The following is a 23,459-nucleotide window of genomic DNA, read 5'->3' on the forward strand; positions in this document are numbered from 1 at the left end:
TATGAACTTAAATAATTATACAATAAAATCACAAGAAGCCATACAGCAAGCACAGCAGCTCGCCCAAGGTTTTGGTCATCAACAAATTGAAAATGAGCACATCTTTAAAGCCATTTCTGAAGTTGACGAGAATGTATTGCCATTCATTCTTAAAAAATTAAATGTAAATACCATGGTCCTGCAACAGGCCTTGGACAAGCAATTGGAAAGCTTTCCAAAAGTTTCGGGAGGCGATATCATGCTTTCCAGAGAAGCAGGCAAAACGCTTAACGAAGCATCCATTATTGCTAAAAAAATGAAGGATGACTTTGTCTCCATTGAACATTTAATCTTGGCTGTTTTTAAATCCAACAGCAAAATAGCCCAAATGCTCAAGGACCAAGGCGTCACTGAAAAAGCATTATCGGCAGGTATTAGCGAATTGCGAAAAGGCGACCGTGTAACCTCTCAAAGTCAAGAGGACACCTACAATGCCCTCAACAAATACTCTAAAAATCTTAATCAGTTAGCCAAAGACGGAAAACTGGATCCCGTTATTGGTCGCGATGAAGAAATACGTAGAATTCTTCAAATTTTATCCAGACGCACCAAAAACAATCCAATCTTAGTGGGAGAGCCGGGCACAGGTAAAACTGCCATTGCAGAAGGTCTTGCCCACCGCATTGTAGATGGTGACGTCCCCGAAAATTTGGTTGATAAACAGATTTTCGCCTTAGACATGGGCGCCCTTATTGCAGGCGCCAAATACAAAGGTGAATTTGAAGAGCGCTTAAAAGCAGTCATCAAAGAAGTTACCGAAAGTGATGGAGACATTGTTCTCTTTATAGACGAAATACACACTCTTGTAGGGGCCGGAGGCGGTCAAGGCGCGATGGATGCTGCCAATATTTTGAAACCTGCCTTGGCCAGAGGAGAATTGCGTGCCATAGGCGCCACTACGCTTGACGAATACCAAAAGTATTTTGAAAAGGATAAAGCCCTAGAAAGACGTTTCCAAAAAGTTATGGTAGATGAACCGGATACCGAAAGCGCTATTTCTATATTAAGAGGAATCAAGGAAAAATACGAAACCCATCACAAGGTCCGTATCAAAGATGAAGCAATAATTGGTGCCGTAGAATTATCTGAACGCTATATTACCAACAGATTCCTTCCAGACAAGGCTATTGACTTAATGGACGAAGCTGCTTCCAAATTGCGTATGGAAATCAATTCAAAACCCGAGGAATTGGATGTTTTAGATCGAAAAATCATGCAATTGGAAATTGAAATTGAAGCCATTAAACGCGAAAAGGACGAGGCTAAATTGAAATCTCTGCGATCAGACTTGGCCAATTTAAAAGAAGAACGCAACGAAATCAATGCTAAGTGGAAAAGCGAAAAGGATGTTGTTGACAACATTCAAGCCACTAAACTTGAAATTGAAAACTATAAATTGGATGCCGAACGGGCAGAACGCGATGGTGATTACGGTAAAGTTGCCGAAATCCGCTACGGAAAAATAAAAGAAAGTCAAGAACGTCTGGAAAAACTTCAAAAGGAGCTTCATGAAAATCAAAATGAAAACTCCCTGATTAAAGAAGAAGTTACTTATGACGACATCGCAGAAGTAGTGGCAAAATGGACAGGAATTCCTGTTACCAAAATGTTGCAAAGCGAACGTGAAAAATTGTTGAAATTGGAAGACCAACTGCATAAACGTGTAGTAGGCCAAGACGAAGCCATTACGGCGGTAAGTGATGCCGTGCGAAGAAGCCGGGCAGGACTGCAAAACCCTAAAAAGCCTATTGGAACCTTTTTATTTCTTGGAACCACTGGTGTAGGTAAAACCGAATTGGCAAAGGCTTTGGCCGAATACCTGTTTGACGACGAAAACGCCATGACCAGAATAGACATGAGCGAATACCAAGAACGTCATGCCGTGAGCCGATTAGTGGGTGCGCCTCCAGGATATGTAGGTTACGACGAAGGTGGACAATTAACCGAAGCCGTAAGACGCAAACCTTATTCAGTTGTGTTATTGGATGAAATTGAAAAAGCACACCCAGACACTTTCAATATTCTTTTGCAAGTACTGGACGAAGGGCACCTTACAGACAATAAAGGTCGTTTGGCTGATTTTAAAAACACTATAATCATCATGACCTCAAATATGGGAAGTCAGATTATACAGGAACGTTTTGATGCCACCAAAGATATAGATTCCGCTATGGAAAGCGCAAAAATTGACGTGTTAGCCTTACTGAAACAAACGGTAAGACCTGAATTTTTAAACAGAATTGACGAAACCATCATGTTTACGCCTTTATCCAAGGAAAACATATTGGAAATCGTAGAGCTACAATTAAAAGGACTCACAAAAATGCTAGGCCAACAAGGTATTACTTTTGATGCTACAAAAGAAGCTACGGAATACCTTGCAGAAAAAGGATACAATCCAGAATATGGCGCTAGACCCGTGAAAAGAGTTATTCAAAAAGAAGTTCTCAATGAATTAAGTAAAGAAATTCTTTCTGGAAAAGTCACCACAGACAGTGTAGTCCTTCTAGATGCATTCGATGATAAACTAGTCTTCAGAAACCAAGCCAATATGGTTACTGAAGAACTTTAACGAAAACTTCAGTGGTTAACCGCCATTGGAGTTTAAATGTCCGCTAGGACGTTTCATAATAATTTGGTTGATTGGTGTTAAGGCAACGCGACCCTTTAATTAGGTTAGCGTTGCTTTTTTTATCAAAAACAAAAGCCTTATTAACTTTAAAAAAGAGTTCTATGGGAAGGTTTCATTACTACAACTTGCCTAGTGCAGAAATTTTGGTGTTTGATGATTTTTTAATTAACCAAATTAAAGAAGGCGCTGACATACATCCCAAGCACAATGATAAATTAAGCACCATTGTTCACAACCACTATACAGGCAAACACTTTGTATATGTATCGAACAGGGTTTACTCCTACTCAGTAGATCCACTAACTTATGTTGAAACAGAAAAAATCCACAATCTCTTAGGAATTGCCATTGTCCCCGCCACCAGAATTATGAGAAAAAATGCCGAATATGAGCGTAATTTCTTTGATAAACCCTACAAGATTTTTAATACCTTGACCGAGGCAATTACATGGGTCCATCACATCCTAAAAGATTTCCAACAAAAACAATAATCCCAATCTACTCTAATATTAAATGAAAATGTCATTAACATCTTTTTCCCGAACCATTATAAACATAGCAATAGTTCTTATTTCAACAATCACAATTGCACAGGAAACCAACAAATCCTTGCTTTGGAAAATATCCGGAAACGGCCTTGAGCAGCCATCCTATATTTTTGGGACCATCCACATTACCTGCGATGCCACATTGGACAAAACCGTAAAAACCGCCCTAGACAACACATCGCTATTGGTACTAGAAATTGATATGGATCACCCAGAGCTGCAATCAAAAATGATGCAGGAGATGTATATGAAAAACGGAAAAACCATAAAGGATTTCGTTTCAAAAGAAGATTACCAATTACTTTCAAGCTTCATCAAGACCCAAACCGGCATGCCACTTGAGGTTTTAGGCAACATCAAGCCATTCTTTTTAAGTGCCATGCTATACCCAAAACTTCTGCAGTGTCCTATTCAATCCTTTGAAAATAAATTAATGGCTGTAACAAAAGAGCAAAATGAAAATGTGGAAGGATTGGAAACAATAGAACAGCAAATGAAACTCTTTGATGACATTCCTTATAAAGACCAAATAGAGGAGCTATTAAAATCGGCTAAAGATAGCATGGCCAAGGACAAGGCCAATATCACGGAGATGATGAATCTATATGAAAACAAGGATTTAGAAGGCCTTCACAACCTGCTACTAAAAGACAATTCTACCCTAACCTATAAATACCAAGACCAAATGCTTAACGAACGAAACAAATCTTGGATTTCAAAAATAAGTAGCTATTCCAAAGCGCAACCTACCTTTTTTGGAGTTGGTGCCGGACACCTTTCTGGTGAAAATGGTGTCATTTCACTTTTAAGGAAACAAGGCTATCTAGTAGAAGCAGTACTACCGTAATCATACTCAAACACATACTAAACAATTCTTCTTACAAACATGTTAAATTTTGTGAAATTTTTCGTTCAAATACAATAAAGTTTAAGTTTTCACTTTATTTAATTAAGATTAATTTATTAATTTTGAACCGCTATTAATTCCCCCAATTACATAGACGTTATTGACTCGTAACCAACTCTAAATTAAAAATTTACAGAAGTTACACTACATCAATATTAAACCTACTAAAACATGAATATTAGTAAATACATAGACCACACACTTTTAAAACCCACAACTTCAGAAAGAGACATTATAGACCTATGTAACGAAGCTAAAAACCATCATTTTTACTCCGTTTGCGTAAATAGTTGTTACGTCCCATTAGCACACCAACTGTTAGAAAAAACAGAGGTAAAAGTTTGTTCTGTTGTAGGATTTCCTCTAGGAGCAATGTCTACCGAAGCGAAAGTTTGTGAAGCTAAAGCTGCCGTAAACCAAGGAGCCAACGAAATAGATATGGTAATAAACATTGGCTTTTTAAAAAGCAAAAATTACGTAGCCGTTTACAAAGACATTAGTGATATAAAACAAGCTATTGGACGCATTCCTCTGAAAGTGATTATTGAAATTAGCGAACTATCTAAAAACGAAATCATTAAAGCTTGTGAAATTTGTATGGATGCCAAGGCAGACTTTATCAAAACCGCTACAGGCTTCTCCAACAGTGGCGCTACATTAACAGCTGTAAAAATCATTAAGAAAACGGTTCGTAACAACGCCAAGATTAAAGCCTCTGGTGGCATTAAAGATTATGAAACAGCTCAAAAGTATATCGATATAGGTGTAGACAGAATTGGAACATCGGCTGGTGTTGCCATTGTTACAGACAAAGCTTTGAAAGTCGAAGACTAACAAACAATAAAACTTATTGAATCAAAACATTAGATTAGGGCTTCGGCCCTAATTTGTTTTATATTTGGATATAATCCATACTATCCATCATGAAACCGTTCAGCCTTTTACTGCTTATACTTTTGTCTTTTCACGCTTTTCCTCAAAAATCGAGCAACAATACAACAACTTACTTTTTAATTCGGCATGCGGAAAAGGACAGAACAGATCCTTCCAATCCCAACCCTCACCTTTCTGCAATTGGCCAAAAAAGAGCTACACAATGGGACAGTGTCTTTAGTAATGTTCCTTTGGACAGAATTTTCTCAACAAACTACTATAGAACTAAGGAAACTGTGGCGCCTATTGCCAAAAGATTCAACATCGAGATTGAACTATATGACCCAAACAACCTAGACATAAAAACCTTCCAAAATGATACAAAAGGCCAAACTGTGCTTATTGTTGGTCATAGCAATACAACCCCTGCTATTGCAAACGCATTCATTTCCCAAGACAAATATATTATGATGGAAGACGACAACAACAGCTTCCTGTATATTGTTGTAATATCCGAAGAAACTATTACCGATTATATACTCACCATAGACTGACAGCTAATCTAAAACTGCAATAAAATTCTCAAAAGGTATTTAGCATAAATTATAAAAAACGTAGTTTTGTGCTATGCAAAAAACGGTCAACATAAAAAACAAAAGAGCCAAGTTTGAATACGAAATCCTTGACACTTATACTGCTGGAATTGTTTTAACAGGTACTGAAATAAAATCCATAAGAGATAGTAAGGCCTCTATTGCCGAGAGTTTTTGCGAATTTAACGACCGTGGCGAACTGTTTGTCATCAACATGACTATTCAGGAATACGTTTACGGTAACTACTACAACCACAAGCCAAAGGCCGAACGCAAACTACTACTCAACAAAAGGGAGCTTAAAAAACTTCAAAAGGATGTAAACGTTAAAGGTCTTACCATTGTGCCGCTTCGTGTGTTCATCAACGAAAAAGGGTACGCCAAAATGGATATTGCTTTGGCAAAAGGGAAAAAACTTTACGATAAAAGAGACACTATTAAAGACCGCGACAACAAGCGTAATTTGGATCGCATCAAGAAAATTTACAAGTAATTTCTTGAATGGTTATAACAGCACTTTTCAAAATGTTTATAACCAGCAGTTCCAATACTGCCCTCATACAGCAAATTTCTTGCGCCATCAACCAACACTTATATGAAACAAAAACTAGTCTTACTTTTTAGTTTTTTGCAGACGTTTTATGCCTTGGCTCAAATTCAAGGTACTGTAAAAGACAGTAATAATACCCCTTTAGCCTTTGTTAATATTTATATTGAAAACACCTACACAGGCACTACCAGTAACGATAATGGCGTTTATGAACTGAACGTCTCCGCTCCCAAAACCTACACAATTACGTTTAAATATCTGGGGTATAAAACCCTCAAAAAAACAGTAACCATTGAAAACTTTCCATATCAATTGAATGTTGTTTTGGAGGAAGAAGAAATATCCCTTCAGGAAGTCGTTGTAAAAACCAACGAAAATCCAGCCAACAAAATCATGAGGGCTACCATAGACAAACGAAAAGAGAACCTTGAACTCATCAAAGCCTTCAAAGCTCATTACTATTCCAGGGGATTACTGAAAATCAAGAATGCTCCAAAAGCCATTTTAGGTCAGGAATTGGGAGATTTGGGAGGCGGTTTGGACTCTACTAGAAGCGGAATCATTTACCTTTCGGAAACTGTTTCAAAAATTGACTACCTCTACCCCAACAAACTCAAGGAAACTATTATTGCCTCAAAGGTTAGTGGCGACGACAACGGCTTTAGCTTTAATACGGCCATGGATGCCAATTTCAACTTTTACAACAACACCATTGATTTAGAAAATCCTCTCATTTCCCCAATTGCAGAATATGCCTTTAACTATTACCACTACACCCTGGAAGGGATTTTCTATGACGATTTTGGAAACCTTATCAATAAAATTAAGGTCACCCCAAAACGTAAAAACGACCGGGTGTTTGAAGGACATATGTATATTGTGGAAGACCAATGGACCATTTACGCTCTTGAATTAACGACTACCGGCCAACAGGCACAAATCCCTGGAGCCGACACCATCACTCTTAAGCAAAATTTCTCCTACTCCCAACAGGATGAGGTTTGGGCCTTGATGTCGCAAAACATCGATTTTTCCTTTGGCATGTTTGGTATCAATGGAGAAGGCCATTACACTTCTGTCTATAGCGAATACAATTTCAATCCAGAATTTTCAAAACGTAATTTTGGAAAAGAAATACTGTCTTTTAAAGAAGAAGCCAACAAAAAGGACTCTTTGTATTGGGAAATCAATAGACCTGTTCCCCTAACCGAGGAAGAAATTCTGGATTATTTGAAAAAAGACAGTATTCAAACAATCAAAAAGTCTAAAACCTATTTAGACTCCACAGACAGGGTATCCAACAAGTTTAAATTTTCCGATATCTTTTCTGGTTATACATTTTCCAATTCCTATGAAAAATGGAGTTTAGGCGTTTCCTCTCCCTTTTCAGCCCTTAATTTTAATACGGTTCAAGGTTTTAATAGCTCTGTTGGTATTCACTACACAAAAAACATTGATGAATTCAAACGCTATTTCTTCACAAAAGCAACCCTTAATTACGGCTTAGGGGACCAAAGATTGCGAGGCGTCTTTTCAGCTCATTATAAATTCAATAATATTAGCAGACCATATCTAATGGTTTCGGGAGGTGTAACCACGCAACAATTTAATGGAACAGAGCCAATTTCAAAATTAATAAACAGTATTAGTTCTCTGTTCTTTGAAGACAATTACATGAAACTTTACGATAAAAGTTTTGCTGAAATAAGCTTTTCAAAGGAACTTTTTAATGGCTTCAAATTGTACAGCAACATCAGCTACGAATGCAGGAAACCACTTTTAAACACCACAGATACTACCTTTATCAACGAAAGTGACGATACCTACACTAGTAATAACCCGCTGGATGAAACAGCCTATGGCATTGCACCGTTCAATACGCACAACATTTTCAAATTTAGCCTAAGTGCAACCTTCAATTTTGGTCAGGAATACTTTAGTTATCCTGACAGCAAATACACTGTCATAGAAACCAAATACCCAACCTTGGCCATAGGTTACGAAAAAGGATTTGGAGCCTCTATTAACGCTTACAATTTTGACCAACTTAAACTGCGCATTTTCCAAAATGTGAAGCTTGGTAACAAAGGGGATTTTGATTACAATCTTAGGGCCGGAACTTTTTTCAATGCCGAGGATATTGCGTTTATGGATTACCAGCATTTCAATGGCAACCAAACCCATGTTAGCGCTTCCGGAAGTTACACCAATGTCTTCAACAATTTGCCATACTATTCCTTAAGTACAAACGACAATTATTTGGAATTACATGCCGAACACAACTTTAATGGATACATTTTGGGTAAAATTCCATTGCTGAATAAATTAAATTACAACTTGATTGTTGGTGCCCATGCTCTTTCCTCTAAAACCTATAAACCTTACCAAGAATATTCAATTGGAATAGACAACATAGGCTGGGGAAAATTCAGATTCTTAAGACTTGATTATGTGCGCTCTTACCAACACGGATTTCAAAGTGACGCCTTTATTTTTGGGTTGAAACTCTTTAATTGATTAATTTTAGCAAATTTTTTTAGTGAACCGCATGAAAACTTTCGCCCTTACATCCTTACTTTTTTTAGCCACTATTTGTAACATCAATGCTCAGGAAGCCGAAGAAGCTCCGGTGAGCTACCTAGGGAAAACCATTACTTTAGACTCTACCATTACCTCCCTTTATGGAGCCATTTCAGGAGAAAAAGGAGTTGAACGCGATTGGAAACTTTTTAAATACCTTTTTAAAAACGAGGCAAAGTTGATCCCGGCCTATAAAGATGGCGTAAAAGGTATTTACGATACCAATTACCTTTCGGTGGAAGATTACATCAATACCACCAATGATTGGATTATTGCCAACGGTTACATCAAAAAGGAAATTCACAGAGTTACCCAATCTTATGGAAATATAACCCACGCTTTTATCACATTTGAAGCTTTCAGAAGTGAGCAAGACGAAACCCCATTCCTTAGAGGAATAGACAGCATTGAATTGCTTTTTGACGGGCAACGTTGGTGGGTTGTAAATCTGTATTGGACTTTGGAAACGGAAGGAACTCCTATTCCTGAAGACTATTTACCGAAGCCTTAATTTCTATCTTCCAACAACGGCACAAATCGGAATTCTCCAAACTCGTGCTGTTCAAACTCCTTTGGCCCCTTTCTAATGAAGAGGGTCATAGTTTGCACATCCACTCCCACAGGGATTACCAAACGACCACCAATTTTTAATTGGCTCAACAAAGGTTTAGGCACAAACGGAGCACCTGCCGTTACAATGATACCGTCAAAAGGCGCTTCTTCAGGCATCCCTTTATAGCCGTCTCCAAAGATCAACTTTTTAGGACGATAGCCCAATTTTGGCAAAAACTTACTGGTGATTCTGAACAATTCCTGTTGACGTTCAATACTGAACACTTTAGCACCCATCAAACACAAAACAGCCGTTTGATAACCACTTCCGGTACCAATTTCCAATATTTGATCTCCCGGTTTGATATTTAAAAGTTCGGTTTGAAATGCCACGGTATAAGGTTGGGAAATGGTTTGGTCTGCCGCAATTGGAAACGCCTTATCTTGATATGCGTGATCCAAAAAACTAGAATCCATAAACAAATGCCTTGGGATGGTACCAATAGCTTTTAAAACCTTTTCATTGGTAATTCCTTTAGCCCTAACAACTTCTACAAGTTGCTGTCTCATTCCTTGATGTTTAAACGTGTCTTTCAATGTTGGTAAGCTTTTCAAGACAAAATTACTTCAAACATTTTAAAGGCGAAAATTAAAATTAACCGTTTTATCAACTCCCTTTAAAAGGTCATTTTATTCCAATTTTCAGTCCCCAAATAATGAAAAATACTTAGTTTTGTTAAAAACTCGAAAACATGTTGAAAGCAGGAGTTCTTGGTGCTGGTCATCTTGGAAAAATTCACTTAAGATTACTCAATCAATCCGATAAATATGAGCTTGTTGGGTTCTACGACCCTAATGAAGCCAATGCCCAAAAAGTTGTAGAGGAATTTGGGTATACCTACTTTAAAGATATCGACGAACTTATAGATGCTGTGGATATGGTAGATATTGTAACACCTACCCTATCGCATTATGAATGTGCTAAAAAGGCCATTGCCAAAGGAAAGCACATCTTTATAGAAAAACCTATTACAAATACCATCGAGGAAGCAGAACATATCAGGGAGCTTTTGGCCCAAAATGGACTTCGCGGACAAGTAGGTCATGTTGAGCGTTTCAACCCAGCATTTATTGCCGTTAAGGAAAGTGTACACAACCCTATGTTTATAGAAACCCACCGTTTGGCGGAATTCAACCCTAGAGGAACCGATGTTCCTGTGGTTTTGGATTTGATGATCCACGACATCGACGTTATTCTAAGCGTGGTAAAATCCAAAATAAAAAATGTTTCAGCCAGTGGGGTTTCCGTCATTAGCGACACTCCAGATATTGCTAATGCCCGAATAGAGTTTGAAAATGGCTGCGTAGCCAACCTAACAGCTAGCAGAATTTCATTGAAAAACATGCGTAAAACGCGTTTCTTCCAACGCGACGCCTACATTTCTGTAGACTTTTTGGAGAAAAAATGTGAAGTGGTAAAAATGAAAGATGCTCCAGAACTCCCTGGAGATTTTGATATGATTCTACAAAATGCCGAAGGTGTGAAAAAACAGATTTATTTTGACAATCCGGATATCACCGCCAACAATGCCATTTTAGATGAGTTGGAATCATTTGCGCATGCCATTAACACAGACACCGCACCAATAGTAACCCTACTTGATGGTACGGAGGCGCTTCGTGTGGCCCATATGATTATTGATCAGTTTTAAGCTGATTATTACAATTACAACCGACCACAATTATTGCAAAACGTACTTTGCGATACCAAAATTAGCAACAATTTAATAATACACCCTTGAATAAAGGGACTACAAATTTTATACAAATGAAAAATATAGCAGTTATTGGAGCCGGGACCATGGGAAATGGAATTGCACATACCTTTGCACAAAAAGGCTTCAATGTTCATCTTATCGATATTAGTGAAGCATCTCTTGAAAGAGGCTTGAGTACCATTGCAAAGAATTTGGACAGAATGGTTGCCAAAGAAAAAATCACTGAAGTCGACAAACAAGAAACACTAAATAACATCACCACCTTTACCTCTATTGCTGAAGGCGTAAAAACTTCGGATTTGGTAGTTGAGGCTGCAACAGAAAACGTTGATCTTAAGCTAAAAATATTTGAGCAATTAGACGAAGCTTGTGATGAAAACACCATTCTGGCCACTAACACGTCTTCTATCTCGATTACTCAAATTGCTGCCGCTACATCGCGCCCAACAAAGGTTATTGGAATGCACTTTATGAACCCTGTGCCAATTATGAAATTGGTAGAGATCATTCGTGGGTACAACACTAGCGACGAGGTGACTAATACCATTATGGGATTGTCTAAAGCTTTGGATAAAGTTCCTGTTGAAGTGAACGATTACCCAGGTTTTGTGGCCAACCGTATTTTAATGCCAATGCTTAACGAATCCATTGAAACACTTTACAACGGTGTTGCTGGAGTAGCTGAAATTGACACGGTGATGAAATTAGGAATGGCACATCCAATGGGACCATTGCAATTGGCTGACTTTATTGGTTTGGACGTTTGCCTGTCTATCCTAAATGTAATGTACGAAGGGTTCAAAAACCCAAAATATGCGCCTTGCCCTTTATTAGTAAACATGGTACGTGCAGGAAAACTGGGAGTAAAATCTGGTGAAGGTTTTTACGATTACTCAAGCAGCAAAAAAGCTGAAGTGGTCGCTTCACAATTTTTAAAATAACAATACCATACCGATGTAATAAAAAGGTTACATCGGTATTTTCTTATTAGCTATTTATGCTATTAAGACCAATCCAAGCTTGGTATTTTTCCAGACTCCTTTCTATCCAACCAAGGAGTAAATAAAATCAAGCTCCATTAAACTCTTGAAAGAAATGGATATTGAACATAATCTTCAGCATATAAAATCTCAATTACCAGAACATGTCACTCTGGTCGCGGTTTCCAAAACCAAACCGGTTAGCGCCATATTGGAAGCCTACAATAGTGGTCAGCGTATTTTCGGTGAAAACAAAATACAGGAAATGGCTGAAAAATATGAGCAACTTCCAAAGGATATTGAGTGGCATATGATTGGGCATGTACAACGTAATAAAGTAAAGTACATGGCACATTTTGTTGATCTTATCCATGGTGTTGACAACCTCAAATTATTGCGGGAAATCAATAAACAAGCTGAAAAACACGATAGAGTTATAAAGTGTTTGCTTCAAATTAAAATTGCTGAGGAAGATTCAAAATTTGGAATGCCTCCAGAAGATGCTCTAAAGCTATTACAGGATGAGGCTTTTAAGGAGTTAAAACATATTGCCATTGTTGGCGTTATGGGTATGGCCACATTTACCAATGATGAAGCTCAAATAAAAACTGAATTTTCCTGTTTAAAAACTACTTTTGACAAACTCAATGCTTTTCAGCCTATGGAAATTATATCTATGGGGATGAGTGGCGACTACCCGCTTGCCATTGAGTGTGGCAGTACGATGGTTAGAGTTGGAAGCAGCATTTTTGGCGAACGAAATTATTTATAATTTTTTACAGAAGAAGATACCGTTATTTACGCAATACTAGACATAGAAACTACTGGAGGTAAATACAACGAGGAAGGCATTACCGAAATAGCCATTTATAAATATGATGGCCATAAAGTAGTTGACCAATTTGTTAGCCTAGTCAATCCAGAACGTGAAATACAGCCCTTTGTGGTCAACCTTACGGGCATCAACAATAAAATGCTCCGCAATGCACCTAAATTTTACGAAGTTGCCAAACGGATTGTTGAAATCACGGAAGACTGCATTATTGTAGCCCATAATGCCCAATTTGATTACCGTATTTTAAAAACCGAATTTAAGCGCTTGGGATTTGGTTACAAACGAAAAACACTGTGCACCGTTGAATTGTCCAAAAAATTAATTCCAGGACAGGACTCCTACAGTTTAGGGAAATTGGCCCGATCCTTAGGAATCCCTGTAAGTGACAGACACCGTGCCGCAGGCGATGCCATGGCAACAGTAAAACTTTTCAAAATGATCTTGAATAAAGATCTAGATAAGTACATCATACAGGATGCTTTAAAGTCTGACCAAAAGCAAATCAATCCCAATTTAAAGCGTATTATAGATGAATTGCCCAATGCAACAGGCGTTTATTATTTGCATAACGACGATGGCGAAATCATTTACATAGGGAAAAGCAACAACATTAAAAATAGAGTAAGCCAGCACTTTACGGGTACAACTTCTAAGTCAAAAAAATTACAATTGCAAACTGTTGTCGTCACCTATGAAGAAACCGGTAGCGAACTAGTTGCCCTATTAAAGGAAAGTGCAGAAATTAAACGTAACAAACCTCTCTTCAATAGAGCTTTAAGACGCAATAACTTTACTTTTGCCTTATACTCTTACAAAGATGATGCTGGCTACATCAACTTAAAAATTGACAAAACTGACGGACGTAAGCACCCCATCACAACTTTCACAACAAAACACAGTGCCAAACAGTTTCTTTTTAAAACGGTAGAAGAATTTCAATTGTGTCAAAAACTAACAGGGCTCTACCCTACTTCCAAGAACTGTTTTAACTATACTATTAAAGAATGTTTTGGAGCCTGCATTAATGAAGAACCGCAGGAGGCTTACAACTCAAGAGTTACAGCGTTTATTGAAAAAAATAGTTATCGAGATAAGGATATGCTTATCATTGACAAAGGGCGAGAAATAGATGAGCGCAGTGTCGTGAGCATTAAAAATGGGGCTTTTGTTGGTTTGGGCTATTACAATTTAAACCATCAAATAACCAAACCCGAAATTTTGGAGGCTATCATTACACCTATGGAAAACAATAGGGACTCCCAACATATCATTCAAAATTACTTAAGGAAACATACAAAATTAAAACTAATAACCTTAACCAAACCATAACCAATGAAACAACCAACCTTAACCATTCTTTCAATTTTATTCTCATTATGCCTATTTTCTCAATCCCCTTTTAACTCCTCCGACCTAAACGTCACCAAAGGAGATTTGGAAACCAAAATCTACCCTCAAGACACCACAGCAAATGCCTTGATGATTTATGAACACGGAAAGAGCTTTGTTAACAAAAGCACATACCTGTTAAACACCGAAATCACCAAGAAGCTAAAAATCCTGAACAAGGAAGGATTTGACAAGGCAACCATTACCATTCCTCTTTACAACAATAAATCAAAAAAGGAGGATGTCAAAAACATCCAAGCTACCGTATATAATATCGAGAATGGTAAAGTTACTAAGGTAAAACTAAAAAAAAGTGGCATTTTTAATGAAACCTATAGTGAAAACACAACCTTGGTAAAGTTTACTTTTCCAAACATTAAAGAAGGCTCTGTAATAACCTATAGCTATACCATTACGTCTCCTTTTATGTTTAATTATAAATCTTGGGAGTTTCAAGGGGATATCCCGAAACTTTACAGCGAATACGAAACTAGTATTCCTGGTAATTGGCAATACAACATCAAACTTGTTGGTACTCAAAAATTAGTAAAAAACGATTCCCATATAGAGTCCAACTGTTTAAGCGGACCTGGAGGCGCATATTCTGGTTGCGCTATAAGTACCTATGCTATGGAAAATATCCCGGCCTTTGTTGAAGAAGATTATATGACAACCAAAGAAAACTATCTTGCCAGAATAGATTATGAACTTAAAACATTTCAAGGTTTCGATGGTGTCATCAATAATTATACAAAATCATGGAAAACAGTTGATCACGAGTTAAAAACCGATAAGGATATTGGCCGACAATTTCTTAAGAATACTGGCCTAGACGATGAAATGGCCTCCTTATTAGCTAATGTAAATTCTCCCCTAGACAAAGCACAACTCATCTACAAATACGTTCAAGACAATTATCGATGGAATGGTGAATATCATCTGTTCAAAGACGTATCCGTTAAAGATTTGACCAAAGAAAAAACCGGTTCGGTTTCCGAAATCAACATTCTGCTTCACAATCTTCTAAATGAACAGGGAGTTGAAGCCAAACCAGTTTTATTGTCTACCAGAAATAATGGATTTGCCACCAAATTATATCCTGTACTGTCTGAATTTAATTATTTAATTGTACAAGTTAATATTGGCAGCGAACGTTTTTTGTTAGACGCTACAGATGACTTTTTGGATTTTGGAGAGGTTCCTTTTAAGTGTTTAAACAAAGATGGCCGCCTTATAGATTTCAAAAAAGGTAGTGAATGGATTGAAATTGCTCCCAGAAAAAACTCCATTATAGTGCAAAGTCTAAATTTACAATTAGACACCGACAATGTATTATCTGGAAACATCAACCTAAGATCAACAGGTTATCATGCTATTAGCGATAAAAAGAAGTTCTACAGTAATAAAGAGGACTATTTTGATAGTTATTTCAGAACATTTGAAGACATCGAAATTTTAAACCATGAGGTAGAAACCAAAAACAAATCGGATTACGAATTTTTAGAAAATTTAGAAATTTCCTATCCGCTAAGTCAAACCGGAGACAAACTATATATCGATCCGTTTTTGATAAAGTTCTTCTCTCAAAACCCGTTTAAATTACAGGAGCGTAACTACCCTATAGACTTTGGTTTCAAGGATTCCTTTTTATACAAACTACAAATAAATGTTTCTGACGACCTTAATATTGTAGAAATTCCAAAAGATTTTAAGGTTTCACTTCCCAATAATACCGGTTCGCTCATATTCAGTTCAAAGAAAGAAGACAACAACATTCTTTTGTATCTAAAATTTGATTTTAAAGAATCTTTGTACGGGCCAGAATATTATAAAAGCCTAAAAATATTTTTTGGAAAAATTGTCGACATACAGCATAACTCACTGATTGTATTGGAGAAAAAATCCTAAATCTTTTAGTACATTTGAAATAATGAGCAACCAAAAATCAAATAAAAACTGGAAAACTCAGCTTCATGAAATCATTTATGAAGCTGATACTCCCGCAGGTAAATTATTTGATATCATTCTGTTTTTTGCCATTCTGGCGAGTATTGTTTTGGTAATGCTGGAAAGCGTTAAAAGCATTGATAACCGCTATCATTCATTTTTAAACATCTCAGAATGGATCATTACCATTCTATTTTCAATCGAATATATTGCCAGAATTATTTCGGTAAAAAAGCCCATTAGATACATTACCAGTTTTTATGGTATTATTGATTTGCTATCTACCATTCCTAAATACCTATCTCTAATTTTTGCTGGTACGCACGCTCTAGTTGCTCTAAGGGCCTTGCGTTTACTTAGAGTATTCCGTGTTTTAAAATTAGCCCGATTTCTAGGGGCTTCCAACAATTTGGTAAATGCACTAAAGGCAAGCAAAGCAAAAATTTCAGTATTTCTATTTGCCGTACTTATTATTGCTGTTATTTTGGGAACCATAATGTATTTGGTTGAAGGAGAAGACAACGGGTTTACCAATATTCCTAAGAGTGTATATTGGTGTATTGTTACCCTTACCACTGTAGGTTTTGGAGATATTGCTCCACAAACACCGCTAGGCCAATTTATAGCCTCACTAGTCATGATTTTAGGTTACGGCATCATTGCCGTTCCAACAGGCATAGTGTCCGCAGAATATGCCAGCCAAACAAAACCTGCCAATAAACTAGCCAAGGACGACACGGTCCATGTTAACACCCAAAATTGTTCCAATTGTCTAGCAGAAAAACATCAGGATGATGCTAAATTTTGTTTTAAATGTGGAAGCGAATTACATTATGACTAAATACCTTATCTCGATAGTAGGGCCTACCGCTATTGGTAAAACAGCTCTAAGCATACAACTTGCCCAATACTTTAATACTGAAATAATTTCTGCTGATTCCAGACAGTTTTTTAAGGAAATGCAAATAGGCACCGCAGCACCAACTCCTGAAGAATTGGCCGCTGCTCCTCATCATTTCATTCATCATAAATCCATTGAAACCGACTATAACGTTGGTGCTTTTGAAAGAGATGCCATAGAACAATTAGAGAAATTATTCAAAAAGCATGATGTTGTGGTTATGGTTGGCGGTTCTGGTCTTTATGTCGATGCCGTGACAAAAGGACTAGACGACTTTCCTGATCTTGATCCTAAAATTAGAGAAACTCTAAACAATACTTTGGAAACAGAAGGACTACTTGCACTCCAAACTCAATTGAAACAATTAGACCCTCAATCCTTTCAAAGTATTGCTATTGACAATCCACACCGTGTAATCAGGGCCCTAGAAGTTTCTATTGGAACAGGTAAACCGTATGCTTCCTTTTTAAATCAAAAAAAGAATAAACGTCCTTTTAAAACCATTTCAATTGGTTTAACCGCAGACCGTGAAATTGTTTATGACCGAATTAATAGGCGTGTTGATATTATGATGGAAAACGGACTTCTTGAAGAAGCAAAAAAGCTTTTACCTAAACAGCATTTAAACGCACTAAATACTGTAGGCTATAAAGAGTTATTTAAATACTTCAATGGCAATTGGACTTTAGATTTTGCTGTTTCTGAAATAAAAAAGAACTCTAGACGCTTTGCCAAAAGGCAATTTACATGGTTCAAAAAAAATGAAAACATTCTTTGGTTTGACTACACAACTCCTTTAGAAACCATAGTAAATGACATTTCAAAACTAATTGAAAAACAATAAATTAAAATAAACTTAAGATTGTAGCTGTAATCAGTTTTTTAGCCCTACCTTTGGCCCTTTATTAATTTAATTTATATTATGAGTAAAGGTACAGTAAAGTTCTTCAACGACTCAAAAGGATTTGGATTTATCGTTGAAGAAGGGACCAACAAAGAACATTTTGTACACATTTCTGGTTTAGAAGATGAGATTCGCGAAGGAGATGAAGTAGAATTTGATCTAACCGAAGGAAAAAAAGGATTGAACGCAGTAAACGTAAGAGTTATCTAATATTCACCCCTATTTTAAGTAAAAAAGCCTATCAAAATATTGATAGGCTTTTTTTATTATTGTAAGAGGAGAGCATTAAGCGCTTTGGTTAACTACCAATCTAAATCCTTCTCCATGTATATTTAAAATCTCAACGTTTTCATCTGGTTTTAAATATTTACGAAGCTTCGCAATGTAAACATCCATACTACGAGACGTAAAATAGTTATCATCTCTCCAAATTTTTGTCAGAGCCAATTCTCTAGGCATCAAATCGTTTTCATGAAGTGCCAACATACGCAACAATTCATTTTCTTTAGGAGACAATTTGATAGGTTCTCCCCCGTCAAATCGTAAAAACCTTAATTTGGAGTTTAAATCGAATCTACCTATTTTAAACTCAAACTGTTTGCTATCTGTAACTGTTTCAGTAGCCTTGCGCTGCATGATAGCTTTTATTTTCATGAGCAGGACCTCACTATCAAAAGGTTTGTTTAAATAGTCATCTGCCCCTACTTTATATCCTTTTAGCACATCTTCCTTCATAGCCTTGGCGGTAAGGAAAATGATAGGTACTTCACTATTTTTTTCTCTAATTTCTTTAGCCAACGTAAACCCATCTTTGTAAGGCATCATGACATCTAGGATACACAAATCAAAATCATCTTTTTTGAATTTTTCAAAACCTTCCATCCCGTTTTTGGCATGAACAACATCGTAATCGTTCATTGTCAAATAATCCTTTAATACCGTTCCAAAATTGGGGTCGTCCTCGACAAGGAGAATTTTTTTATTTTGTTCTTCCATAATTTATGATATTAATGGCAGCTTAATAGTAAATACACTACCTTTTCCTTTTTCACTTTCTACTGATATATGACCGTGATGGTCTTCTACTATTCTTTTTACGTAGGCCAAACCTAAACCATGACCTTTAACGTTATGTACATTACCAGAGTGTTCTCTATAGAATTTCTCAAATATTTTTCGTTGAACCTGTTTGGACATTCCATTACCTTGATCTGCTATCTTTAATAAAATATTGTTCCCAATATTCTCTGTATACACATCTATTTTTGGTTCGTCATCCGAATATTTTATGGCATTATCCAAAATGTTAACAATAACATTTGTAAAATGACTTTCGTTGGCCAAAATTGAAGATTTGGAAGCATTTAAATGTGTTTTTACATATCCCTTTCGGTCTTCAACAATTAACTCAACGTGGGTAATAGCATCTTCTATTAAGTCGTGCAGCTTTACTCTGTCCTTACTTATGTTCAATTCATTTTTCTCAAGTTTCGATATTCTCAATACATTTTCAACTTGAGCATGCATGCGTTTATTTTCATCCTTGATCATTTTCAGATAACGCTTCACCTTATCCTGGTCTTCAATAATCTTCGGGTTTTTAATGGCGTCCAAAGCAAGATTGATGGTGGCTATTGGCGTTTTAAACTCATGCGTCATATTATTGATAAAATCTGTCTTAATCTGCGATATTTTACGCTGCTTTATCAATTGATAAATGGCATTTGAATAGGCTATAATAATGATTAAAGTAAATACAACCGAAAGCACAATTGCCTTTATAATGGTAGAGAACAAAAATTTTCTTCGTTCTGGAAAATCCACATATAAACGATAATCACTTTGCTTATTGTTATCCAAAAAAACAGAAACTCCATAAGTTGAAGAATTATTCAGCTCAAAGTTTTCCGACTGTACTTTAGTCGCTAAATCTTTATCATAAATGGCAAATTCAAAATCAATATCAATACCATCTTCCTTTAATTGATATTGCAACAAATCTGAAACTTCCTCTGGAGAAACCCTCTTATAAATTGGAAAATTCTTATAATAGTCCCGATAGGTTGTTTCAAACAATTTTTTTTCAACTTCCGGAAGCTCTAAATATTCACGATATGTACGCTCGGGGTTTATGTTAAGATCCCCCTCATTATTTAAAGCAGTATTACTATAGATTTTTGTTTCCCGCTCATTAAACAAACGACTAATGCTGATACTATCCACTCCTATATCAAAGAACACTGATGGTACTTTGAAGCTTTCCTCTAAAATGGTGTTACGGTAAATAATTGTTTCATCCCTTTGGTCATCTTGAGTTTTTATCAAAATTTCCCTAATGGCACTTGTGTCACGATTAACCCCGCGTTTCTCAAGCTCATAAACCTTTCGAGCATATCTATCAAACTCTTTGTCTTCCAAAGATTTTGACACCCAGCTTAAAGCATGTTTAACGTTAAGTTCAAAACGGTTTTCTTCATTTTGCAGGGAATTCTTAATAAAATAAGCCTGCACTAAAATTATACCAATGAGTGATACACTCATTAAGATCACCAATAAGACGAATAGCTTTCTGCCCATCGTTCAAATTTAACATTTTAACATTTATTAGATATCCCCTTTAACCTTACATTAACAAAAATGTTAAAATAAGGGTTAATTTCCTACAGAACGAAGGGTCTCATGAAGTTTTAACACCTGATTATGAGTAGCTTCCAACTTATCATTAACAATTATGTAGTCCGCTAATTTAAGTTTCTCATCATCACTTAGTTGGTTATCCATAATGGCCTGTATTTTTTCCCGGGATGTTTGATCTCGCTTTAAGAGGCGTTCTATCCTTTGATTAATACCGGCAATCACCAAAATTATGGCATCATATTCCTTTTCCATATGGTGTTCAAAAATAATAGCTGCTTCTTTTATGACATAAGGTGAAGCTTGTTGAGCGAGCCAGTCTTTGAAATGTTTGGCAACTTCTGGATGCACAATAGCATTCATAGCTTCCAGCAAAGCCTTGTTGTTAAAAATAGCATCAGCAATGAAAGGTTTATTGAGTTCTCCGTTAACATAGGCCTGCTCTCCAAAAAGCACCTTTAATTTTCGTTGAAGTTCTGGAGATGTCGCCATAATCCGTTTTGCTTCCAAGTCTGCTGTGTACACAGGAACCCCCAAACTTCTAAACATATTGGCCACTGTACTTTTACCACTTCCTATACCTCCGGTAACTCCTATAACCTTCATAAAACAACTTATTATCTAACTTATTGATATTCAAAGGATAAATTTATCATTTTACAACGATAAACTCAACTTTATTTTGCTTGATTCTTGTACTTTTTGCAGCTTCAGGTACTGAAGTTAATTTTGGAGTCATTGCCTTTTTATCTGTTTGAGCTATTTCCTCATAGTTACAAACTACTTTAAAATCTGATGGTTTGATTTCATTAAATCTATTTAACGGAACGTAATACAATACAGTTACCACCTTTGGAAAGTAATTAATAGTTAAATTTTTAGGTGTATTGACCAAAGTCACCGGTACCTCAACTGCTCCCTCTGTAAACTTCACCACTTCTGAAGTAACAGTTACTTTTTGAGATGAAAGCTTTATATTTCCATCGACTTTTGGAAGCTTTAAAGCAATAGACTGAGAAAAACTAGCATTAACATCCTTTAATGACAATGGCTCTGTAGATATTTCTTCAATAGTACTAACTATATTCTCGGCACCTATAACCGTAACAGAATCCGGTTTTATTTCTACCTTATCCAAAACATCATATCCTATCAAATAGGAGATATTAGCTTGTAACTTAATAGGGACCTTTTTGGTTTCTAAGGTTTCAAAACGAAAATTTAAGGTATCAGGAGTGATGGAAAGCATTTCCACTCTCGATCCTACCAAGGATTTTATTTTGTGTGCTGATTTGTTTGCCACCCAAGAATAATGCTCATTATTATAATACAAATCCGAGTCATAATCAATTTTAACAGGCTGCTTAAAAAAAATCAAAGGCACTAAATTGAATCCATTAGCAGACAAGACCACATTAATTTTCTGTTTCTCCTTTTGGAGTAACACCTTATTCTCTGGCACATTTTCAAAAGAAACATTTAAGGCAACAGTTTCTGTATATTTTCCTGACAGTTTACTGATAATCAAAAAAAGAAATGAAAGCATAAGAAAAAAACCAAAGACATTTAGCTTTTTATTTCTTATCGATTCTAATAGTTTTGATCTTAATTTATTCAGCATGTTTAAAAAATAAATGAGGAAACGCCACTTCGGGAGTTTTTCCCTGTAGCCTCAACGCTATTGTGGATTTAAAAAATCCGTAACCGTATCCAAAAAACTGAACCGCTATGGCGTATACAGATTTCAGTGCCACTTCCAGACTCTTTGTTTCAAAAAGAGCCAAGAGAAATGCTATGAAAAAATACGCTAGATAAGCCAAAATTCCAAAGCTATGTCCAAAAAGCCATAAAATAATTGCTCCAACAAGGCCCAACATAAACAGTGTAGGAAACCAATAGGTCAATTTTGCAGTCTTTGGATGCCATAAATTTAAAATTGGCCTTACCAACCCAAACTTATGCACCTGTGTGTAAAATTTAGACCATGAAATCCTTCTTTTATGGAACACATAAGCCTCCTCTATCAATTCGGTTTCAAAGCCTAAATTGGTCAACCTAATGGACAGGTCTGGATCTTCCCCGGGATGTATCACTCCAAAACCACCAGATGCTTGAAAAGCCTTCTTGGAAATCCCCATATTGAAGCTTCTAGGTTGAAACTTCCCTACTTGTTTCTTCCCTCCTCTAATTCCTCCGGTTGAAATAAAAGAAGTCATAGCAAAATTGATTGCCTTTTGAAGAGGTGTAAAGGACATATGCGCTGTATCAGGCCCGCCGAAGCAATCCACATAACGTTCTTCCAAATAGGCAGAAACTTCGTTTAAATAATGAGAGGGCAAAACACAATCCGAATCCAAAATGATAAAATAATTCCCTTTTGCTTGTTTCATTCCATAATTACGAGAGTCTCCTGGTCCCGAGTTTGCCTTGAAGAAGTAATTAATATCTAAAGAATCGGAATAATCCGCTACGACCTTTTTACAATCTATAGAAGAACCATCTTCAACAATCACAATTTCAAATGGACTGTTGTATTCTAACTTGGAAAAACTTTCCAACAACTCGGCAACCTCATCTGGCCTATTGTATACAGGTATAACGAATGAAAAAGACAGTGTATTCATACACTACAAATGTAATTAAAGAAAATAGAATAACTATCCTATGGCTGCCTTTTACGGTCCATAATTACCCATTATTTAAATAGAATATTAAGCTAATAACGATACTAAAACAATAAAAATCAGTATACCTTCACATATTACAAGACAAAAGCTTTTTACCATAAAAAAACCTTAGCCCACAATAGGCTAAGGT

Annotated in this window: 22 protein-coding genes; 16 read left to right on the top strand and 6 right to left on the bottom strand. The window is 36.5% G+C overall.

The annotated features are described in order from the left end of the window. The first annotated feature begins 1 nt into the window (after position 1). From clpB to RBH95_RS10570, 8 genes are all read left to right on the top strand, one after another. Positions 2 to 2,611: an ATP-dependent chaperone ClpB gene (gene clpB / locus RBH95_RS10535; RefSeq protein WP_307899555.1), complete on the top strand. Its 2,610-nt coding sequence runs from the start codon at positions 2 to 4 to the stop codon at positions 2,609 to 2,611. A gap of 161 nt (positions 2,612 to 2,772) precedes the next feature. Beyond that, positions 2,773 to 3,162: a hypothetical protein gene (locus tag RBH95_RS10540; protein WP_307899556.1), complete on the top strand. Its 390-nt coding sequence runs from the start codon at positions 2,773 to 2,775 to the stop codon at positions 3,160 to 3,162. Positions 3,163 to 3,184: 22 nt separating this feature from the next. Continuing rightward, positions 3,185 to 4,066 carry a TraB/GumN family protein gene (locus tag RBH95_RS10545; protein WP_307899557.1) on the top strand — a complete coding sequence of 294 codons (882 nt, stop codon included), beginning with the start codon at positions 3,185 to 3,187 and terminating at the stop codon, positions 4,064 to 4,066. A gap of 231 nt (positions 4,067 to 4,297) precedes the next feature. Further along, positions 4,298 to 4,960, top strand: coding sequence for a deoxyribose-phosphate aldolase (deoC, locus tag RBH95_RS10550; protein WP_307899558.1), 663 nt, complete (start codon positions 4,298 to 4,300; stop codon positions 4,958 to 4,960). Positions 4,961 to 5,049: 89 nt separating this feature from the next. Further along, on the top strand, positions 5,050 to 5,553 hold the full coding sequence (locus tag RBH95_RS10555; RefSeq protein WP_307899560.1) for a histidine phosphatase family protein: 504 nt from the start codon (positions 5,050 to 5,052) through the stop codon (positions 5,551 to 5,553). 73 nt (positions 5,554 to 5,626) lie between these two features. Next, complete coding sequence (gene smpB, locus RBH95_RS10560; RefSeq protein WP_053991345.1) at positions 5,627 to 6,085, top strand: SsrA-binding protein SmpB; 459 nt, start codon at positions 5,627 to 5,629, stop codon at positions 6,083 to 6,085. 102 nt (positions 6,086 to 6,187) lie between these two features. Continuing rightward, positions 6,188 to 8,659 (top strand): DUF5686 and carboxypeptidase regulatory-like domain-containing protein, encoded by a 2,472-nt coding sequence (locus RBH95_RS10565; protein WP_307899561.1) that lies wholly within the window; start codon positions 6,188 to 6,190, stop codon positions 8,657 to 8,659. 31 nt (positions 8,660 to 8,690) lie between these two features. Beyond that, complete coding sequence (locus tag RBH95_RS10570; protein WP_307899562.1) at positions 8,691 to 9,233, top strand: hypothetical protein; 543 nt, start codon at positions 8,691 to 8,693, stop codon at positions 9,231 to 9,233. Here the strand turns inward: RBH95_RS10570 and RBH95_RS10575 are convergent. Further along, the gene (locus tag RBH95_RS10575; protein ID WP_307899563.1) at positions 9,230 to 9,871 is read right to left on the bottom strand and encodes a protein-L-isoaspartate(D-aspartate) O-methyltransferase; all 642 of its coding nucleotides are present in this window, start codon (positions 9,869 to 9,871) and stop codon (positions 9,230 to 9,232) included. The genes RBH95_RS10570 and RBH95_RS10575 overlap by 4 nt on opposite strands. Before the next feature lie 155 nt (positions 9,872 to 10,026). Here RBH95_RS10575 and RBH95_RS10580 point away from each other — a divergent pair, with 155 nt between their 5' ends. The 8 genes from RBH95_RS10580 to RBH95_RS10615 all read left to right on the top strand — a co-directional run bounded on the left by RBH95_RS10580 (position 10,027) and on the right by RBH95_RS10615 (position 18,218). Then, positions 10,027 to 10,986 carry a Gfo/Idh/MocA family protein gene (locus RBH95_RS10580; RefSeq protein WP_307899564.1) on the top strand — a complete coding sequence of 320 codons (960 nt, stop codon included), beginning with the start codon at positions 10,027 to 10,029 and terminating at the stop codon, positions 10,984 to 10,986. 116 nt (positions 10,987 to 11,102) lie between these two features. After that, on the top strand, positions 11,103 to 11,993 hold the full coding sequence (locus RBH95_RS10585; protein WP_307899565.1) for a 3-hydroxybutyryl-CoA dehydrogenase: 891 nt from the start codon (positions 11,103 to 11,105) through the stop codon (positions 11,991 to 11,993). Between the two features lie 154 nt (positions 11,994 to 12,147). Beyond that, complete coding sequence (locus RBH95_RS10590; RefSeq protein WP_307899566.1) at positions 12,148 to 12,804, top strand: YggS family pyridoxal phosphate-dependent enzyme; 657 nt, start codon at positions 12,148 to 12,150, stop codon at positions 12,802 to 12,804. Positions 12,805 to 12,828: 24 nt separating this feature from the next. Further along, positions 12,829 to 14,196: a 3'-5' exonuclease family protein gene (locus RBH95_RS10595; RefSeq protein ID WP_307902250.1), complete on the top strand. Its 1,368-nt coding sequence runs from the start codon at positions 12,829 to 12,831 to the stop codon at positions 14,194 to 14,196. Between the two features lie 3 nt (positions 14,197 to 14,199). Continuing rightward, positions 14,200 to 16,164: a DUF3857 domain-containing protein gene (locus tag RBH95_RS10600; protein WP_307899567.1), complete on the top strand. Its 1,965-nt coding sequence runs from the start codon at positions 14,200 to 14,202 to the stop codon at positions 16,162 to 16,164. A gap of 22 nt (positions 16,165 to 16,186) precedes the next feature. Continuing rightward, positions 16,187 to 17,044: an ion transporter gene (locus tag RBH95_RS10605; RefSeq protein ID WP_307899569.1), complete on the top strand. Its 858-nt coding sequence runs from the start codon at positions 16,187 to 16,189 to the stop codon at positions 17,042 to 17,044. Next, entirely contained in the window at positions 16,995 to 17,948 is a 954-nt protein-coding gene (gene miaA, locus RBH95_RS10610) for a tRNA (adenosine(37)-N6)-dimethylallyltransferase MiaA (RefSeq protein WP_307899570.1), read from the top strand. Before RBH95_RS10605 ends, miaA begins: the two co-directional genes overlap by 50 nt. A gap of 78 nt (positions 17,949 to 18,026) precedes the next feature. Continuing rightward, the gene (locus tag RBH95_RS10615; protein ID WP_307899571.1) at positions 18,027 to 18,218 is read left to right on the top strand and encodes a cold-shock protein; all 192 of its coding nucleotides are present in this window, start codon (positions 18,027 to 18,029) and stop codon (positions 18,216 to 18,218) included. 75 nt (positions 18,219 to 18,293) lie between these two features. Here RBH95_RS10615 and RBH95_RS10620 read toward each other — a convergent pair whose 3' ends face one another. The 5 genes from RBH95_RS10620 to RBH95_RS10640 form a co-directional block, all read right to left on the bottom strand. Then, positions 18,294 to 19,004 carry a response regulator transcription factor gene (locus RBH95_RS10620; RefSeq protein WP_307899572.1) on the bottom strand — a complete coding sequence of 237 codons (711 nt, stop codon included), beginning with the start codon at positions 19,002 to 19,004 and terminating at the stop codon, positions 18,294 to 18,296. Positions 19,005 to 19,007: 3 nt separating this feature from the next. Further along, positions 19,008 to 20,585: a sensor histidine kinase KdpD gene (locus tag RBH95_RS10625; protein ID WP_307899573.1), complete on the bottom strand. Its 1,578-nt coding sequence runs from the start codon at positions 20,583 to 20,585 to the stop codon at positions 19,008 to 19,010. Between the two features lie 75 nt (positions 20,586 to 20,660). Continuing rightward, on the bottom strand, positions 20,661 to 21,248 hold the full coding sequence (gene coaE, locus RBH95_RS10630; protein WP_307899575.1) for a dephospho-CoA kinase: 588 nt from the start codon (positions 21,246 to 21,248) through the stop codon (positions 20,661 to 20,663). Positions 21,249 to 21,294: 46 nt separating this feature from the next. Beyond that, a complete protein-coding gene (locus RBH95_RS10635; RefSeq protein ID WP_307899576.1) occupies positions 21,295 to 22,188 on the bottom strand; it encodes a CdaR family protein in 894 nt (297 codons plus the stop codon). 64 nt (positions 22,189 to 22,252) lie between these two features. Further along, entirely contained in the window at positions 22,253 to 23,266 is a 1,014-nt protein-coding gene (locus tag RBH95_RS10640; RefSeq protein ID WP_307899577.1) for a glycosyltransferase family 2 protein, read from the bottom strand. Positions 23,267 to 23,459: the final 193 nt, after the last annotated feature.

This window comes from Mangrovimonas sp. YM274 (assembly GCF_030908385.1).
Classification (GTDB): domain Bacteria; phylum Bacteroidota; class Bacteroidia; order Flavobacteriales; family Flavobacteriaceae; genus Mangrovimonas_A.